Annotated in this window: 16 protein-coding genes and 1 tRNA gene; 5 read left to right on the forward strand and 12 right to left on the reverse strand. The window is 70.3% G+C overall.

Annotation, left to right across the window (positions count from 1 at the left end; translation table 11 throughout):
• Positions 1-175 precede the first annotated feature (175 nt).
• Genes ACK5IN_RS08095 through ACK5IN_RS08110 form a run of 4 tightly spaced genes read right to left on the reverse strand, consistent with a single transcriptional unit; the run spans position 176 to position 2,690 of the window.
• The gene (locus tag ACK5IN_RS08095) at positions 176-508 is read right to left on the reverse strand and encodes a TadE family type IV pilus minor pilin (RefSeq protein ID WP_416895683.1); all 333 of its coding nucleotides are present in this window, start codon (positions 506-508) and stop codon (positions 176-178) included.
• 8 nt (positions 509-516) lie between these two features.
• Complete coding sequence (locus tag ACK5IN_RS08100) at positions 517-711, reverse strand: DUF4244 domain-containing protein (protein WP_416895684.1); 195 nt, start codon at positions 709-711, stop codon at positions 517-519.
• Between the two features lie 45 nt (positions 712-756).
• Positions 757-1,635, reverse strand: coding sequence for a type II secretion system F family protein (locus ACK5IN_RS08105; protein ID WP_416895685.1), 879 nt, complete (start codon positions 1,633-1,635; stop codon positions 757-759).
• On the reverse strand, positions 1,623-2,690 hold the full coding sequence (locus tag ACK5IN_RS08110; RefSeq protein ID WP_416895686.1) for a TadA family conjugal transfer-associated ATPase: 1,068 nt from the start codon (positions 2,688-2,690) through the stop codon (positions 1,623-1,625). Before ACK5IN_RS08110 ends, ACK5IN_RS08105 begins: the two co-directional genes overlap by 13 nt.
• Before the next feature lie 534 nt (positions 2,691-3,224).
• On the opposite strand from ACK5IN_RS08110, the gene acs reads away from it, so the two are divergent.
• Positions 3,225-5,207, forward strand: a complete 1,983-nt coding sequence (gene acs / locus ACK5IN_RS08115) for an acetate--CoA ligase (RefSeq protein WP_416895687.1) — start codon at positions 3,225-3,227, stop codon at positions 5,205-5,207.
• A gap of 12 nt (positions 5,208-5,219) precedes the next feature.
• Here the strand turns inward: acs and ACK5IN_RS08120 are convergent, their stop codons facing one another.
• Together ACK5IN_RS08120 and ACK5IN_RS08125 are read right to left on the reverse strand one after the other, a co-directional pair.
• Positions 5,220-5,687: a RidA family protein gene (locus ACK5IN_RS08120; RefSeq protein ID WP_416895688.1), complete on the reverse strand. Its 468-nt coding sequence runs from the start codon at positions 5,685-5,687 to the stop codon at positions 5,220-5,222.
• Positions 5,688-5,699: 12 nt separating this feature from the next.
• Positions 5,700-5,918, reverse strand: a complete 219-nt coding sequence (locus tag ACK5IN_RS08125) for a hypothetical protein (protein ID WP_416895689.1) — start codon at positions 5,916-5,918, stop codon at positions 5,700-5,702.
• A gap of 52 nt (positions 5,919-5,970) precedes the next feature.
• On the opposite strand from ACK5IN_RS08125, the gene ACK5IN_RS08130 reads away from it, so the two are divergent.
• The 4 genes from ACK5IN_RS08130 (at position 5,971) to ACK5IN_RS08145 (ending at position 10,512) form a co-directional block, all read left to right on the forward strand.
• Complete coding sequence (locus tag ACK5IN_RS08130; RefSeq protein WP_416895690.1) at positions 5,971-8,655, forward strand: transglycosylase domain-containing protein; 2,685 nt, start codon at positions 5,971-5,973, stop codon at positions 8,653-8,655.
• Positions 8,652-9,599: a metallophosphoesterase gene (locus ACK5IN_RS08135; protein ID WP_416895691.1), complete on the forward strand. Its 948-nt coding sequence runs from the start codon at positions 8,652-8,654 to the stop codon at positions 9,597-9,599. Before ACK5IN_RS08130 ends, ACK5IN_RS08135 begins: the two co-directional genes overlap by 4 nt.
• Before the next feature lie 48 nt (positions 9,600-9,647).
• Positions 9,648-9,724, forward strand: a tRNA-Pro gene (locus ACK5IN_RS08140).
• A gap of 26 nt (positions 9,725-9,750) precedes the next feature.
• Entirely contained in the window at positions 9,751-10,512 is a 762-nt protein-coding gene (locus ACK5IN_RS08145; RefSeq protein ID WP_416895692.1) for an HAD-IIB family hydrolase, read from the forward strand.
• On the opposite strand, the gene ACK5IN_RS08150 is transcribed toward ACK5IN_RS08145, so the two are convergent.
• The 6 genes from ACK5IN_RS08150 to ACK5IN_RS08175 all read right to left on the reverse strand — a co-directional run bounded on the left by ACK5IN_RS08150 (position 10,473) and on the right by ACK5IN_RS08175 (position 17,407).
• On the reverse strand, positions 10,473-11,768 hold the full coding sequence (locus tag ACK5IN_RS08150) for an alpha-hydroxy acid oxidase (protein ID WP_416895693.1): 1,296 nt from the start codon (positions 11,766-11,768) through the stop codon (positions 10,473-10,475). The genes ACK5IN_RS08145 and ACK5IN_RS08150 overlap by 40 nt on opposite strands.
• Positions 11,765-12,457 (reverse strand): FadR/GntR family transcriptional regulator, encoded by a 693-nt coding sequence (locus ACK5IN_RS08155; protein ID WP_416895694.1) that lies wholly within the window; start codon positions 12,455-12,457, stop codon positions 11,765-11,767. The genes ACK5IN_RS08150 and ACK5IN_RS08155 overlap by 4 nt, the downstream gene beginning before the upstream one ends.
• Positions 12,458-12,692: 235 nt before the next feature.
• The gene (locus tag ACK5IN_RS08160; RefSeq protein ID WP_416895695.1) at positions 12,693-13,346 is read right to left on the reverse strand and encodes a thymidine kinase; all 654 of its coding nucleotides are present in this window, start codon (positions 13,344-13,346) and stop codon (positions 12,693-12,695) included.
• A gap of 15 nt (positions 13,347-13,361) precedes the next feature.
• A complete protein-coding gene (locus tag ACK5IN_RS08165) occupies positions 13,362-14,837 on the reverse strand; it encodes a malate:quinone oxidoreductase (RefSeq protein WP_416895696.1) in 1,476 nt (491 codons plus the stop codon).
• A gap of 146 nt (positions 14,838-14,983) precedes the next feature.
• Positions 14,984-16,054: an aspartate-semialdehyde dehydrogenase gene (locus ACK5IN_RS08170; RefSeq protein WP_416895697.1), complete on the reverse strand. Its 1,071-nt coding sequence runs from the start codon at positions 16,052-16,054 to the stop codon at positions 14,984-14,986.
• A gap of 66 nt (positions 16,055-16,120) precedes the next feature.
• Entirely contained in the window at positions 16,121-17,407 is a 1,287-nt protein-coding gene (locus ACK5IN_RS08175; protein WP_416895731.1) for an aspartate kinase, read from the reverse strand.
• Positions 17,408-17,553: the final 146 nt, after the last annotated feature.

The raw sequence follows: 17,553 nt of genomic DNA on the forward strand, positions 1-17,553 counted from the left end.
CGGCTCACCCGGCACCGCGCCCGAGGCGGCATCGGCGGCGGCCAGCGCCGCGGCATCGGCCGCGCCGGCGGCGTGCTGTGACGCGGCGGCCGCCCCGCCGACGACGGTCAACCCGACCGTGAGCACGGCGGCCGAGACGATGAGCCCGGTCGCGGCGGCGGCCCCCGGCATCCGATCACCTCCCGCCGTCGAGCGCGCACGAGCCGGCCTGCACCGGCACGACCAGCGCGCCGAGCACGCGGACCGCGGCCGACGCGGTGACGCACACCAGCCCGTCGTGCCGTGCGACGTGCAGCCGTGCGCCGTCGGCGGCCCGGCCGACCGCGGCGTGGGCGGCGGCCGGATCGTCGCCGCGGGCGACCAACCGGGCAGCGTCGGCGGCGGCGTCCTCGAGCCGCACGCGCGCCGAGGTCGCGCCGAGCGCGCCGACGCCGAAGACGATGAGCAGCACCAGCACCGGCAGGACGATCGCGAACTCAGCGGTGACCGAGCCGCGATCGCCCCGCATGCGCCGGATCACGACACGCTGAGCGCGCGGCGCACGAGATCGGTGAGGATGCCGCGCACCTCGTCGGAACGCATGATCACCACCAGCAGGCCGGCGAAGGCCACCGCGGCCATCGTGGCGATGGCGTACTCGGCGGTGGCAGCACCGGACTCGTCGGTGAACAGCTGTGCGGCGCGGTGGCGCGTGAGGGTGGGTATGGTCATCTCTTCTCCTTCATCTGATGGGTGTGGGGCGCGTCAGTGTCTGGATCACAGGGGCAGTGAGGTGCTGGACAGCACGCTGATCATCAGCGGAGCCACGCCCAGCAGCAGGAAGGCAGGCAGGGTGCACACGCCGAGCGGCAGCAGCAGGCGCCCGCCGAGGGCCGCCGCGCGCAGGCGTCCGTCGGTGCGGGCGGTCTGCCGTTCGTGTGCGGCTGCAGCACGCAGCAATTCGACGGCCGGCACACCCGCCGTGCGCGACAGGGCGAGCACTGCGGTGGTGCCGTCGGCGGCCGGCGTGCCGGTGCTCTCGACGAGCGTCGTCGCCCGGTCGATCGAGACGCCGCCGCTGAGGGCGATGGCGGTGAGCTCTGCGTGCAGGCCCGGTATCCCGCCGGGCGGCTGGGCCCGGCGCACGAGCGCGCCGGTCCAGCGCCGGGCTGCCAGGATGAGCGCGACACCGCCGACGAGGCACACGATGCCTCCGACGGAACCGAACATCACCGTCAGCGTGTCGAAGCCGAGCGCCACGCCCAGCAGCGCGCCCACGGCCGGCAGCCACAGCATCAGCCTGGCCGTGCCGGCGGGCTCGGCCAGGGCGATGCGCACGTCGTCGGCGGCCTCGTGCGCGTCGCGCAGAGCTTCGGCGACCGTGCGCAGGCTCTCGGCCAGCGGCGCGCCCACCGTCGTGGCGACCTCCCACGCGGCGCCCACCTGGGCCCACGCGCCGTCACCCTCACCGCGGCGCAGTGCGTCGGCGACGGTCGTGCCCGCATCGACGTCTGCGCACACGCGAACGGCGACAGGATCGGATTCGGCCAGGTGCCTCCACGCCGCGCCCGGTGTGACGCCGGCCTGCAGCAGCACGGCCAGGCGCAGCACGAGGCCGGCGGCGTCGTGCGCATCCGATCTCTTCACGCGGCCCATGGCACACTCTCTGCGATGCCGAGACGCTCGCCGTCGAGCACGAGCCGACCCGCCCCCGCGAGGCGGCGCTCGCCGTCGTCGGCGCGCGCCACGTGCAGCACCCACGCGATCGCACTCACCGCCTGGCGGGCGAGCGCACGGTCGTCGAGCCCGGCGAGCGCGCCCAGTGCCTCGAGTCGGGCCGGCACGTCGCCGAGCCCGTTGGCGTGCAGGGTGCCCGCTCCACCGTCGTGGCCGGTGTTGAGCGCCGACAGCAGCTCGCGCACCTCGTCTCCGCGGCACTCTCCGACGACGATGCGGTCGGGGCGCATGCGCAGCGCCTCGCGCACGAGTCGCGCGAGCCCGACGCCGCCGGCGCCTTCGAGGTTCGGCTGCCGCGCCTCCAACGAGACGTGGTGCGGGTGCGGCGGGCGCAACTCGGCGACGTCTTCGATGGTCACGATGCGGTCACCGGCCGCAGCCGCCGCGAGCAGCGCCGACAGCAGTGTCGTCTTGCCAGATCCGGCGGCACCCGTGATGAGCACGTTCTGCCGGGCGGCAACGAGACCGCGCAGCCAGTCGCGGGCGGCCTCCGGCATCATCCCGCGTGCGGCCAGGTCGTCCAGACCCGGCGCGACCAGCCGGGGCACACGCAGCGAGACGAGCGTGCCGCCGGTCGAGACGGGCGGAAGCACGGCGTGCACCCGCGCGCCGGAGTCGAGCCGTACGTCGACACACGGGGTCGCGTCGTCGATGTGCCGGCCGCCGGCCGAGATCAGGGCGACGGCGAGGGCGCGCACCTCGTCTTCGGTGGCCCGCCAGGCATCCACCCGCACCGCACCGCGCCCGCGGTCGACGTAGAGCCGGTCGGCCCCGTTGAGGAACACGTCGGTGATGTCGGGATCGTCGAGGAACGGCGCGAGGCGGTCGAGGTGCGGATGTGCCGGCAGCAGGGATGCCGCAGCAGCCCGCTGCACGGTGGTCCGCCCCTGCACGGTGGGCGCAGGGATCTGCGTGTCGGCGACGTGCTGCACCCCGGCGGAGTGCAGCGGGCGGGGGACGAACGGCTCTGGCATGCAGCGAGACTACGAAGCCGCGCACCCCGGATCGGCCGCGATCGGCCGATCCACACGTGCCGAGTGCGCCGGAACCGCCTGGGGAGGAACAGAACCCGCAGAAACATGCGCCCCGCAGATCCAGGCCCGACGTCGCCCGCCTGCTCTCACCGAACACACCGCCACGCACCGCCGCCCGTCCCCGCGCACCGCCACCCGCGCGTTCAGTTGCCACGAATTGTGGGCGTGGGCCGCACAACGCGGCAAGTGAAAGGAAAGAGGGCCCCGGGGAAAGAAGGGGCGGCATCCAATAGGGGGGAATTGGATGCCGCCACACGCAACCGCCCGTCTGGGGGTATCAGGGAGGTTGCAGCGCCGGAATCAAAGTTCGGCCGCGATCAGCATACGCACTCCCCGACCACCCGCCAAACAGCCGAACCGATACATCGGTGCGTGTCGCGCGACAGCCCCTACCGACTTCCGGCAGTAGTGCCCGGCGAACCCGCGCAATACCCTGTCATCACCAGCCGTGAAGCCCGCAGAGGAGCGCGCCAGATGAGCCCGAGCGCCAGTAGCCAGATCGACCACCTTCTCGACGAAGGCCGCCGATTCGCGCCGCCCGAGCAGTTCGTCGCGCAGGCGATCGCGACCGCCGACCTGTATGCGCGCGCCGCCGAGGACGTCGAAGGCTTCTGGGCCGATCAGGCCCGCGACCTGGTGCACTGGCACACGCCGTTCACCGAAGTGCTCGACTGGACCAACCCGCCGTTCGCCCGGTGGTTCGCCGACGGCGAACTCAATGTCGCCTACAACTGCCTCGACCGGCATGTGGAGGCCGGAGCCGGCGAGCGGATCGCCCTGCTGTGGGAGGGCGAGAACGGCGACGAGCGCCGCATCACGTACGCCGAGCTCACCGACGAGGTCAAGCGGCTCGCGAACGTGCTCACCGACCTCGGCGTCGGCCACGGCGACCGCGTCGCCATCTACCTGCCGATGATCCCGGAGGCCGTGGCATCCATGCTCGCCTGCGCCCGCATCGGCGCGATCCACTCGGTCGTCTTCGGCGGGTTCTCGGCCGACAGCCTGCGCTCGCGCATCGACGACGCCGCCGCCAAGGTGGTCATCACCGCCGACGGCGGCTACCGCAAGGGCAAGGTGTCGGCGCTCAAGCCCGCCGTCGACCTGGCCCTGTCCGATCGCAACGGCTCCGGCGCGCAGGAGACCGTGGAGCACGTCATCGTCGTGCGCCGCGGGGGCAACGAGATCGACTGGACCGACGGCCGCGACCTCTGGTACCACGAGGTGGTGCCGCAGGCTTCCGCCGCGCACGAGCCGCGGGCGTTCCCCGCCGAGAACCCGCTGTACATCCTGTACACGTCGGGCACGACCGGCAAGCCCAAGGGCATCCTGCACACCTCCGGCGGGTATCTGGTGCAGAGCGCCTTCACGAACCGCGTGGTGCACGACATCCACCCCGAGACCGACGTCTTCTGGTGCACCGCCGACGTGGGCTGGGTCACCGGTCACTCGTACGTCGTGTACGGGCCGCTCGCCAACGGCGCCACCCAGGTGCTGTACGAGGGCACTCCCGACACGCCGCATCCGGGCCGCTGGTGGGAGCTCATCGAGAAGTACGGCGTCACGATCTTCTACACAGCGCCTACGGCGATCCGCTCGTTCATGAAGGTCGGGCGCACGGTGCCGAGGAAGTTCGACCTGTCGTCGATCCGCCTGCTCGGCTCGGTGGGCGAGCCCATCAACCCCGAGGCCTGGATGTGGTACCGCAAGGTCATCGGCGGCAAGACGGCCCCCATCGTGGACACGTGGTGGCAGACCGAGACCGGGGCGATCATGATCTCGGCCCTACCGGGAATCACCGAGACCAAACCAGGTGCGGCGCAGGTGCCGCTGCCGGGTATCTCGGTGGACGTGGTGGATGACACAGGTGCGCATGTCGGCAACGGCAACGGCGGACTGCTGGTGGTCACCAAGCCGTGGCCCGCAATGCTGCGAGGCATCTGGGGCGATCCCGAGCGATTCACCGAGACCTACTGGGAGAAGTTCGAGGACCAGGGGTACTACTTCGCCGGCGACGGGGCGCGCCTCGACGACGACGGCGACATTTGGCTCATGGGCCGGGTCGACGACGTCATGAACGTGTCGGGCCACCGACTGTCGACCGCCGAGATCGAGTCGGCTCTGGTCGGCAACGAGGCGGTCGCCGAGGCCGCCGTGGTCGGCGCGAGCGACGAGACCACCGGCCAGGCGGTGGTCTCGTTCGTGATCGTCAAGGAGTCGTATCTCGCGGCGCACTCTCCGGAGGGCCTGGCCGACGCCCTGCGTGTCTGGGTGGGGCAGCAGATCGGCCCGATCGCCCGCCCGCGCGACGTGTACATCGTGGGCGAGCTGCCCAAGACGCGGTCGGGCAAGATCATGCGCCGCCTGCTGCGCGACATCGCCGAGGGCCGTGAGATCGGCGACACGACGACGCTCGCCGACACCGCGGTGATGAGCGTGATCAGCGCCCAGCTGAAGTGAGCGCGGCGCCGGTCACCGGACGCTGAAGACGACCTCGACCTCGACGGGGCTGTCCAGCGGCAGCACCGGCACGCCGACCGCCGAACGCGCGTGCCGCCCGACGTCACCGAAGATCTCGCCGAGCAGTTCGCTGGCGCCGTTGATGACCCCGGGCTGCCCGGTAAAGGCGGGAACGGATGCCACGAAGCCCGTGACCTTGAGCACCCCGGTGAGGCGGTCCAGGCCTCCGGCCGCCGCCGCCGCGGCGGCCACCGCGTTGAGCGCGCTCTGGCGCGCGTAGCCCTTCGCGTCGTCGGCGGGCACGAGCCCGTCGCCGTCGCCCACCTTGCCGGTGGCCGGCAGGGCGCCCGACACCATGGGCAGCTGACCCGAGGTGTAGACGAGGTCGCCGTGCACCTTGGCGGGCACGTAGTCGGCCACCGGCGGCACCACCTCCGGCAGCTCCAGGCCCAGTTCCCGCATTCGTTCTGTGACGCTCATCGTCCGCTCCCCTCAGTCCTCGAACCGGCGCGCGGCCTCGGCCGCAGCGTCCAGCCCGGTGTTGGTCGTACCGGCGGCATCCGTCAACGGGCGCTTGAGGTACGCGACCAGGCCGCCCTCGGCGTTCGGCACCACCTGCACGAGCTCCCACCCCTGCTTTCCCCAGTTGTTGAGAATCGCCGCCGTGTTGTGCACGATGAGCGGAGTGGTGAGGTACTCCCAGGTGGTCATTTCGCTCCTTGCCTCAAGGGTTCGCCCAGCTAACTCCCCTACGATCAACCCTATGCCCGAAACGAAACGGACAGCCAGAGGTGTGCTCGGTGGCTTCCTCGGCCTGATCGGTCTGGCCGCCGTCGCCGGTCTGCTGGTGACCGCCGCGGTCACCCCGGCGATCGCTCTGACCAGCAACGCGGCAACGAGCGCGATCAATCTGTTCGACAAGCTTCCCAGCTACCTCGACATCGACGAGCTGATGGTGCCGACGACGCTGTACTACAAGGACCCCGGATCCGGCGAGTACGTGGTCGACACGCAGTTCTACGACCAGAACCGGTCGCCGGTGGGCTTCGATGAGATCGCGCCGGTGATGATCGACGCGCTGCTGTCCTCGGAAGACCCGCGCTACTACGATCACGGCGGCATCGACATCGTCGGCACCGCGCGTGCTCTGCTGAGCAACGTGCAGGGCGGCGGTGAGACACAGGGCGGTTCGTCGATCAGCCAGCAGTACGTGAAGAACGTGCTGGTGCAGAAGTGCGAGTGGGACGCGGAGACGATCTACAAGACGAACGCGGACGGCGAGACCGTCCTGGATGACGAGGGCAACCCGGTCGTCGCCGTCAGCCTCGACGAGGCCAAGCGCGACTGCTGGATGGAGGCGACGACTGCGTCCGGCAGCGACGGCTACAAGCGCAAGGTGCAGGAGATGCGGTACGCGATCGCGCTGGAGCAGCGGTACTCGAAGAACGACATCCTGCTCGGCTACCTGAACATCGCGAACTTCGGCGGTACGAACTACGGCATCGACGCGGCGGCGAAGTACTACTTCGGGGTGTCGGCGGCGAACCTGAACCTGACACAGGCCGCGACGCTGGCGGGGATGGTGCAGAACCCGAACTCGTTCCGCATCGACAGGCCCGAGGGCTCGTTCTACCGGGCATCGACCGATTCGTTCACGAACACTCAGGAAGACGGGTACGCCGACACGACCACCCGCCGCAACTATGTGCTCGACCGCATGCTCGTCTACGGCAAGATCACGCAGGAGCAGTACGACGAGGCCAAGGCCGAGCCGGTCACCCCGAACATCACGGCGCCGAAGTCGGGCTGCATCAACAGCGTTGCCCCGTACTACTGCCAGTACGTGAAGGCGGTGCTCAGCAACGACCCGGTGTTCGGTGAGACGTGGCAGGACCGGCAGGACAACCTGCGCCAGGGCGGCATGCAGGTGTATATGGCCCTCGACCTGAACCTGCAGCAGACCGCCACGGCCACGATGCAGCAGTACACGCCCGCCGAGCTGCGCCTCATCGGCGGCACGAAGGGCGGAGACTTCGGCGCGGCGGCCACGAGCGTGGAGGCCGACACCGGCCGCGTCCTCGCGATTGCGCAGAACACCCAGTTCAGCGAGACGATCGAGGGCAACAAGGCATACTCGTCGCTCGTCTACGCCGGCGAGAAGGACACGGGCGGATCGATCGGTTTCCCTTCGGGCTCGACGTTCAAGCTGTTCACGCTGCTGGACTGGCTCGAGAAGGACCGCTCCCTCAACGAGGTGCTCAACGGGCGTGCCCGCAACTTCGACCGCTTCACCAACACCTGCACGGGAGACTGGGTACGCCAGGCCAGGGACAAGATGGTGCCCAACTCCGGCGGGGCGGGCGGCTTCGTCGGCACCCCGCTGCAGTTCACCACGACCTCGATGAACTCGGGCTTCTTCGCGATGGCCGAGGAGCTCGACCTGTGCGACGTGCAGAAGGTCGCCACCAAGCTCGGAGTCGAGAAGGGCGACGGCTCGGGCCCGGTGGATATGAACACGCAGTTCTCGATCCTCGGGTCGAACAACGTGTCGCTGATCGCGATGGCCGGCGCATACGCGACCGTCGCCAACAAAGGCATCCTGTGTACCCCGCATGCGATCGACCGCATCACGGACGCGCAGGGCAATGACCTGCCCATGCCCGAGAACACGTGCGAGCAGGAACTCGACCCGGCCGTCGCCGCGACCGCTGCCTACGCGCTGCGCTCGGTGATGACCGGCGGCACCGGCACCGCCGGAAACCCCGGCGGCCCCGTGCCGGTGATCGGCAAGACCGGTACCCACAACAAGACCGAGACGTGGCTCATCGAGTCCAGCACCAAGGTCACCACCTCGGTGTGGGTCGGCAACGCCGACGGCGGCGACGGTGACGTCTTCATCAACTCCGGCAACGGCACGAACGTGGCCTATATGCGCTTCTACATCGCCCGGGACATCCAGGCCCGGGCGAACGAGCTGTACGGCGGCGAAGGCTTCCCCGCGCCCGACCGGAACCTCACGCGTGTCGTCTACGCCGACCTGCCCAATGTCGTCGGTATGACCGTCAGCCAGGCCACGCAGACCCTGAGCGATGCCGGCTTCGGCGTCACCGTCGGCCCCGAGGTCGACTCCACCGAAGGCAAGGGCATCGTCGCGCAGCAGAGCCCCGGCGCCGGAAAGGTCGCCGGCGGCACCACCGTGACGATCAACCCGAGCAACGGCAACGGCGTCGCGATCCCCGACGGGCTCGTCGGCATGAGCGCCGGCGACGCCCGCAACGCACTCATGAGCGCCGGGTTCGGAAATGTCGACCTGCGATGCCAGGAGCAGGAGGACGGCACCGGCACCGTCACCGCGGTCAGCCCCGGCTCGGGCACGGTCACCAACCGCAACGCGCGTGTCAAAGTCACCTACACCGACGAGGACTGCCCCGGCGGATCCGGTCCGTGACGGACAGGGGTCCGCGCCGCCCCGCCCTCACCGCCATCGCAGCGGTGGGGGCGGTCGGCGCCGCGGCGGCGGTGTGGGGCATCGGCATCGAGCGGCACCTGTACACAGTGCGCCGGCATACGCTGCCGATCCTCGAGCCCGGCCGTCGGCCGCTGCGCATCCTGCACCTCTCCGACGTGCACATGGCGCCGTGGCAGCACCGCAAGCAGCGCTGGCTCGCCTCGCTCGCCGACCTCGAGCCCGACCTCATCGTAAACACCGGCGACAACCTCGGCCACCTCGAGGGACTCGACGGGGTGCGCGCCGCCTTCGCACCGCTGCGCGGCATCCCGGGTCTCTTCGTCCACGGCTCCAACGACTTCGTCGCGCCGGCCCCCCGCAACCCGTTCACGTACTTCGCCGGCCCGTCGCGCCGGCGCGCCGCGGTGACCCGGCTGCCCACCGACGCGCTCGACTCCTTCCTCGAAGACCTCGGCTGGCACAGCGTCGAGAACGCCGCGGTGTCGCTTGAGGTGCACGGGCACCGCATCGACGCCTTCGGCGTCGGTGACGCCCACCGCGACGACGACCGGCTCGATCTCGTGCCCGCGCTCGCCGACCAGCTGAGAGAGGCGGATGCCGCACAGCACGCCGCTGCCGACCCACTGACCCTCGCCGTCGCCCACGCCCCCTACCGCCGGGTGCTCGACACGTTCGCCGGCCACGGCGCCGACCTGATCTTCGCCGGGCACACGCACGGCGGTCAGGTGCGCGTGCCCGGCTTCGGCGCCCTGGTGGCCAACTGCGACATCCCGCTGCCGCAGGCCCGCGGGCTCAGCTCGTGGACGCACGCCGGGCCCACCGTGCCGCTGAACGTGAGCGCCGGGGTCGGCCACTCGATCTACGCGCCTGTGCGCTTCGCCTGTCGGCCCGAGGTTTCTCTGCTGACGCTGAACCCCGCCTGAGACGGTTCGGAGCACCGCCCGACGTCGGGTAGACTCGTGTGGTTGCCACGGGGTGTGGCGCAGCTTGGTAGCGCGCTTCGTTCGGGACGAAGAGGCCGCAGGTTCAAATCCTGTCACCCCGACCAGACAGACATCGACGAGGAGAATGGCCGTGCCCGTCCGCCTCATCGCGTTCGACCTCGACGACACGCTCGCCCCCTCGAAGTCGCCGATCGACCCGCGCATCGGCGACCAGCTGATCGCCCTCGCCGCACGCGTCGAGGTGGCGGTCATCTCGGGCGGACAGATTGCGCAGTTTCGGGCGCAGCTCGTGGAGCGGCTGCCCGCGGCATCCGACGATCTTCTCTCTCGCATCCACCTCATGCCCACGTGCGGCACCCAGTACTACCGCCACGACGGCACCGGCTTCACCGCGCGCTACGCGCACCAGCTGAGCGCAGACGAGCGAGCCCGGGCGGTGGCCGCCGTCGACGAGGAGGCCCGCCGCCTCGGGTTCTGGGAGCCGGCGCCGTGGGGGGAGATCCTCGAGGACCGCGGCTCGCAGATCACGTTCTCGGCGCTGGGTCAGCGGGCACCGCTGGAGGCGAAGGTCGCGTGGGACCCGACCGGTGAGAAGAAGAGCACGCTGCGCGCGGCGGTCGCCGAGCGCCTGCCCGATCTCGAGGTGCGCTCGGGCGGATCGACGTCGGTGGACATCACGCACCGCGGCATCGACAAGGCCTACGGGATGCGGCAGCTCGCCAGCGAGACCGGCATCCCGCTCGACGACATGCTGTTCATCGGCGACCGGCTCGACCCGGACGGCAACGACTACCCGGTGCTCGCCCTCGGCGTGCGCTGCCACGCCGTCGACGGCTGGGAGGACACGGCCGCCTACCTCGACGCGCTGCTGCCCGCGCTGCCGCTGCGCTGACGCGTCGTACGGCGTGCCGCCGGCGCCGCCACCGGGGCGAGGCGCTGCAGCTGCGTCACATGCCGAGGCTCGAGCTCGGCCAGCGACGCCACCCCGAGCAGCTGCATGGTGCGGGCGATCTCGCCGCGCAGGATCGCGATCGCCCGGTCGACGCCTTCGCGACCCCCGGCCATGAGCCCGTACAGGTACGCGCGCCCGATCAGCGTGAACTTCGCCCCGAGCGCGACCGCGGCGACGATGTCGGCGCCGTTCATGATGCCGGTGTCGATCATCACCGTCGCATCGCGCCCCACCTCGCGCACGACGTGCGGCAGCAGATGGAACGGGATCGGCGCGCGGTCGAGCTGGCGCCCGCCGTGGTTCGACAGCACGATGCCGTCGACGCCGAGGTCGATGAGCCGCTTCGAGTCCGCAACGTTCTGCACGCCCTTGACGACGATCCTGCCCGGCCACAGGTCGCGGATCACGGCGAGATCGTCGTACGAAATCGTCGGGTCCATCGCGGCGTCGAGCAGCTCGCCGACGGTGCCGCCGGTCGACGACAGCGACGCGAACTCGAGCGTGGGCGTGGTGAGGAAGTCGATCCACCACCACGGCCGCGGCAGCGCATCGAGCACCGTCGCGAGCGTCAGCTGTGGCGGGATCGAGAAGCCGTTGCGCTTGTCGCGCAGCCGCGCCCCGGCGACCGGCGTGTCGACGGTGAACATGAGCGTGTCGAAGCCCGCGGCGGCCGCGCGCCGGACGAGCCCGTACGAGATCTCCCGGTCGCGCATGACGTACAGCTGAAACCAGTTGCGGCCGAACGGGTTGGCCGCCTTCACCTCTTCGATCGAGGTTGTGCCGAGGGTCGAGAGGGTGAAGGGGATGCCTGCGGCCCCCGCCGCGCCCGCGCCCGCACGCTCGCCCTCGGTCTGCATCAGCCGGGTGAACCCGGTGGGGGCGATACCGAACGGCAGCGCCGACGGCCCGCCGAGAAGGTCGCACGACAGATCGACATCGCTGGCCGGCCGGAGGATGTCGGGGTGGAACTCGATGTCTTCGAACGCCTGCCGCGCTCGCGCCAGCGACAGCTCGCCCTCGGCGGCACCGTCCGTGTAGTCGAACGCGGCTTTGGGCGTGCGACGCTTCGCGATGCGGCGCAGATCGTCGATCGTCAGCGCCCGATCGAGCCGGCGGCGAGTGGCACTCCACACGGGGGCACGGAACCTCATGAGCTCAAGCAGCTCTGTGGGCCTGGGCAGTTGACGCTGGATCATGATCCTCCTTGCGGTGCGGTGCGCGGCACGCGCGCATCGGCGTAGTAGCCGGCGATGTGATCGTGGACGAGGGATGCCGCGCCTTCCGCCTCGCCCGCCTCGATCGCGGCCAGGATGCCCCGATGCTCGGCACGCAGCCGGCGCACGACCGCGGTCCAGTCGGCGATCCCCGTGGCGCCCTCGCGCACGTAGTCCTCGATCGCCGTGCGCAGCCCGGCCATGGTCGCCGCGACGACCGTGTTGCCGGACTCCTCGGCCAGGCCCAGGTGGAACTGCGCGTCCAGTGCGAGGAACTCGTCGGGGGTGAGCGTGTCGTCGTCCATCGCGTCGAGCACCGCGTGCAACGGCGATGTCTCGGCATCCGCCCGCTGTGCGAGCCGGCGCACGACCGCCTCTTCGAGCACGAGCCGCGTGGCCACGACATCGGCGATCGGAAACCCTCGAGCCGCGACCTGCAGCCGCAGCAGCGCCGCCATGCCGCCGGTGGGCGTCGCGATGACGATCGCGCCCGATGACGGCCCGGACCCCGTGCCGGTGCGGATCAGGCCCATCACCTCGAGCACCCGCAGCGCCTCGCGCACGCTCGATCGACCGACGCCGAGGCGCGTCGACAGCTCGCGCTCGGGCGGCAGCCGGTCGCCGGGCCGGAGTCTGCCGCCGAGCAGGTCGGACTCGATGCGGTCGAGCACCGTCTGCCAGGCGCGCGGGGGTGCGGTCGTGATGTCGGTCTCTCCGTCCAGTGCGTGTGGTCAGACCACATTACTCGCGCGGTGCGGCGCCCGCAACGCGGGGGGACGACCCGTAGGCCGGTCCCATGGTTCCTCTCCTCCTCGTCGCGACCGCTGACCTTCGACTTCGCGCGCAGGGGCCGCACCGGCATGGAGGACTACCGGTGGGCGATCCTGCGGACGCACAGGATCGCCGTCAGCCGACGCCCGCGTCGAGGCGACCGCCCGACTCCCGCAGGTAGCACTCGGGGCACATCGACTCGTACGTCACGCGGTCGGCGGTGAGCTCATCGATCGCGACCTGATCCCCGTCGAACACGAACGCCCCGCCGACCAGGCGCGCGTTGAAGATCGCCTTGCGCCCGCAGCGGCAGATGGTCTTCAGCTCTTCGAGGCTGTGGGCGAGCTCGAGCAGGCGCGCCGAGCCGGGGAACGACTCGGTGCGGAAGTCGGTGCGGATGCCGTACGCCAGCACCGGCACGCCGTCGAGCACAGCGATGCGCAGCAGATCCTCCACCTGGGCGGGTGTGAGGAACTGAGCCTCATCGATCAGCAGGCACGCGACATCCACCTCTTCCCGTCCCGGCAGCAGCGCGTCTTCGCCCCCGCGCCGCACCCGCTCGCGCTCGGCGAGGAACAGCGCCCGGGCATCGGCGCCGGGCGGGATGAGGCAGTCGACCTCGCGATCGACGCCCAGCCGGCTCGAGATGCGATCGGCGCCCTTGGTGTCGATCGCGGGCTTGGCCAGCAGCACCTGCTGGCCGCGCTCCTCGTAGTTGTAGGCGGCCTGCAGCAGCGCGGTGGACTTGCCGGAGTTCATCGCGCCGTAGCGGAAGTAGAGCTTGGCCACCCGCCGATTCTACGGTCAGGGGTGGATCGCGAGCGCCGCGGCCGTGCGCTCGAGCGACGCCTGCGCCTCGTCAGGATCGGCGTTGAGCTCCTCGCCGTAGCTCGGCACGAGCTGTGCCAGCTTCGGCGCCCACTCCTCGCGTCGGTCGGGGAAACAGCGCTCGAGCAGGTCGAACATGATCGACACGGCGGTGGAAGCTCCGGGAGAGGCGCCCAGCAGGCCGGCGATCGAGCCGTCGGCGGCTGCCACGACCTCGGTGCCGAACTGCAGCACGCCGCCCTTCTCGGGGTCCTTCTTCATCACCTGCGCGCGCTGGCCGGCCTGGATGAGGGTCCAGTCGTCGTCTTCGGCGGTCGGCATGAACTCGCGCAGACTGTCGACCTTCTTGTGATGCGTCTTCGCGAGCTCACCGACCAGATACTTGATGAGGTCGACATTCGTGAACGCGACCTTGAGCATCGGCCCGAGATTCGACGGCCGCACCTGGCTGACGATGTCGGTGACGCGCCCCTGCTTGAGGAACTTGGGGCTGAACGTCGCGAACGGCCCGAACAGCAGCGATGCCTCGCCGTTGACGACACGGGTGTCGAGGTGCGGCACCGACATGGGCGGGGCGCCGACGGATGCCGTGGAATACACCTTCGCCTGGTGCTGCTTCACGATCGCGGGGTTGCTGGTCTTGAGGAACTGCCCGCCGATGGGGAAGACGCCGAACCCCTTGATCTCGGGGATGCCCGACGACTGCAGCAGCTTCAGCGCCCAGCCGCCGGCGCCGACGAACACGAAGCGCGCCTTGATGCGGCCCGGGGCCTTGCCGACGGTGCGACGGTACTTCACCAGCCAGGTGCCGTCCTTCTGCCGGGTGACGCCGCGCACCTCGGTGTCGGTGTGCACAGCGACGCCTCGCGCCCGCAGGTTGTCGAACAGCTGGTGGGTGAGTGCGCCGAAGTCGACATCGGTGCCGGCGGGCACGCGGGTAGCGGCGAACGGTTCGCCCTTGCGGCGCTTCTGCATCAGCAGCGGCGCCCACTGGTTGATGACCCGGGAGTCCTCGCTGTACTCGATGCCGGCGAACAGCGGCTGATCCTTCAGCGCCTCGAAACGCCGCTTCAGGTAGGCGACATCCTTCTCCCCGCGCACGAACGTCATATGCGGCGCCGCGTTGATGAACGTCGAGGGCGCATCGAGCACACCGCGCTCGACGAGGGTCGACCACAGCTGCCGGCTCTGCTGGAACTGCTCGTTGATGGCCACCGCACGGGCAGGGTCCACCGACCCGTCCGCCGCCTCGGGCATGTAGTTCAGCTCGCACAGGGCAGCATGGCCGGTGCCGGCGTTGTTCCAGGCGTTCGAGCTCTCGCGGGCGACATCACCGAGGCGCTCGAAAGCGACGACCGACCAGTCGGGCTGCAGCTCGGTGAGCAACGTGCCCAGAGTGGCGCTCATGATGCCGCCGCCGATCAGTACCACGTCGACGGTTTCAGTCACCATACGATTCTAGGCCTCACGCGCAGGTGCCCCGGGCCGCACGAATCCACTCTTCTTGTTCCACCGCCAACGTCGGATGATCGCTCGAACGTCGGAGGATGTCGCGCGGATCATCCGACCTTCGCGCAGTTCTCCGACGACGGATGCCGCTACGCGGTGACGCCGAGGTTCGCGGCGACGAGCTCGGCGAGCTGCACGGCGTTCAGCGCTGCGCCCTTGCGCAGGTTGTCGTTCGAGATGAAGAGCACCAGGCCGCGGTCGGCCGGTGCCGACTGGTCGGCGCGGATGCGGCCGACGAAGCTCGGGTCCTTGCCGGCAGCCTGCAGCGGGGTGGGCACCTCGTCGAGCACGACGCCCGGGGCGTCGGCGAGCACCTCGCGGGCGCGCTGCGGTGTGATGTCGCGCGCGAACTCGGCGTTGATGCTGAGCGAGTGGCCGGTGAACACGGGCACGCGCACGCACGTGCCGGCGACGCGCAGGTCGGGAAGTTCGAGGATGCGGCGGCTCTCGTTGCGCAGCTTCTTCTCCTCGTCGGTCTCGTTCTGGCCGTCGTCGACGAGGTTTCCGGCGAACGGGATCACATCGAACGCGATGGGCGCGATGTACTTCTCGGGCTCGGGGAAGTCGACCGCTCCCCCGTCGCGCACGAGGTCGATGGCCCCCTCCTGCGCGACGACGGCCTCGGTCTGGCCGAGCAGCTCCTGCGCACCGGCCAGACCCGAACCGCTGACCGCCTGATAGGTGCTGACGATGAGCCGTTCGAGACCCGCCTCGGCATCGAGCGCCTTGAGCACCGGCATCGCCGCCATGGTCGTGCAGTTCGGGTTGGCGATGATGCCCTTGGGTGCGGCGACGACGGCGTGCGGATTGACCTCGCTGACCACGAGCGGCACCTCGGGGTCCATGCGCCAGGCGCTGGAGTTGTCGATGACCACGGCACCGGCGTCGGCGAACCGCGGCGCGTGCGCACGGCTGCCGGTCGCGCCGGCGCTGAACAGGGCGATGTCGATGCCTGCCGGGTCAGCGGTCGCGATGTCTTCGACGACGACCGTGTGCCCCGCGAAGTCGACGGCCGTGCCCGCCGAGCGCGCGGTCGCGAACAGCCTCAGCTCGCCGATCGGGAACGCCCGCTCGACGAGGATCTCGCGCATCACGGTGCCCACCTGGCCGGTGGCGCCCACGACGGCGATGGAGAGTCCGGAGTCTGAGATACGGGTCATGTGCGGATCCTTGCGTTGGGTGAATCCCCGAGTCTACCGAGGGGTGGATGCCTCGGGTGGCACGTCTCAGCGACCGGTGCCGGCGTGCACGACGGCCTCGATGTCGCCGTCGAGGCCGTAGGCGGAGTGCACGACGCGCGCAGCCCCGGCCAGGTCGTCGCCGTGCAGCACCACCGAGATGCGGATCTCGGAGGTCGAGATCATCTCGATATTGATGCCCGCCGTCGACAGCGCCTCGAACAGGGTCGCCGACACCCCGGAGTGGGTGCGCATCCCGGCCCCGACGACCGACAGCTTGCCGATCTGGTCGTCGTGCACGAGGCTCTCGAAGCCGACGTCCGCGTGCTCGGCGTCGAGCGCACGCAGCGCGGCGGTCGCATCGGACTTCGGCAGCGTGAACGAGATGTCGGTGCGGCCGGTCGCCGCGGCCGACACGTTCTGCACGATCATGTCGACATTGGCGCCGGACTTTGCAACGATCTTGAAGATCTCGGCGGCCTTGCCCGGCACGTCGGGCACACCGATGACGGTGATCTTCGCCTGGCCGAGGTCGGTCGCGACTCCCGCGACGATGGGTTCTTCCATGGCTGCTCCCTCGAGTTCGGGTGGCGGTGTCATTCCGGGGCCGAGCACGTAGGTGCCGGGGCCGGCGGCGAACGTCGATCGGGCGTGGATGATCACGCCGTGGCGGCGCGCGAACTCCACCGCGCGGATGTAGAGCACCTTCGCGCCGTTGGCGGCGAGCTCGAGCATCTCCTCCGCACCGATGACGTCGAGCTTGCGGGCCTTGGGCACGACCCGCGGGTCTGCGGTGAAGACACCGTCGACGTCGCTGTAGATCTCGCAGACGTCGGCGTCGAGCGCCTTCGCCAGAGCGACCGCGGTGGTGTCGGAGCCGCCTCGACCCAGCGTCGTCACGTCCTGCGTATCGGGGTTGAATCCCTGGAACCCGGCGACGATCACGATCGCGCCCTCGTCGAGAGCCTGATGCACGCGGGTGGGGGTCACGTCGACGATGCGCGCCGAGCCGTGCCGCGAATCGGTGACCATCCCGGCCTGGATGCCCGTGTACGAGCGGGCCTCGTACCCCATCGAGTGGATCGCCATCGCGAGCAGCGCCATCGAGATGCGCTCGCCCGCCGACAGCAGGATGTCGAGTTCGCGCGGAGCCGGGATGGGCGCGATCTGCGCGGCGAGGTCGAGCAGCTCGTCGGTGGTGTCGCCCATGGCGCTCACGGCGACCACGACGTCGTGACCGGCGCGGCGTGTCTCGACGATGCGCTTGGCGACACGCTTGATGCCGTCGGCGTCGGCAACCGACGACCCGCCGTACTTCTGCACGATCAGCGCCACTGTGGAACCCCCGGATTCGGCGAGTGGATGCCTCGCCATCGGTCAATCTTACGGATGCCGCGCCGCGTGCTCATACCGTGTGACGGCGCCGCCCCTCGCGGGGCGTCCGCAGGGGTCTCGAGTGACGCACATGGATGCCGCCGCGC

It is taken from the genome of Microbacterium sp., from assembly GCF_047971895.1.
Classification (GTDB): domain Bacteria; phylum Actinomycetota; class Actinomycetes; order Actinomycetales; family Microbacteriaceae; genus Microbacterium.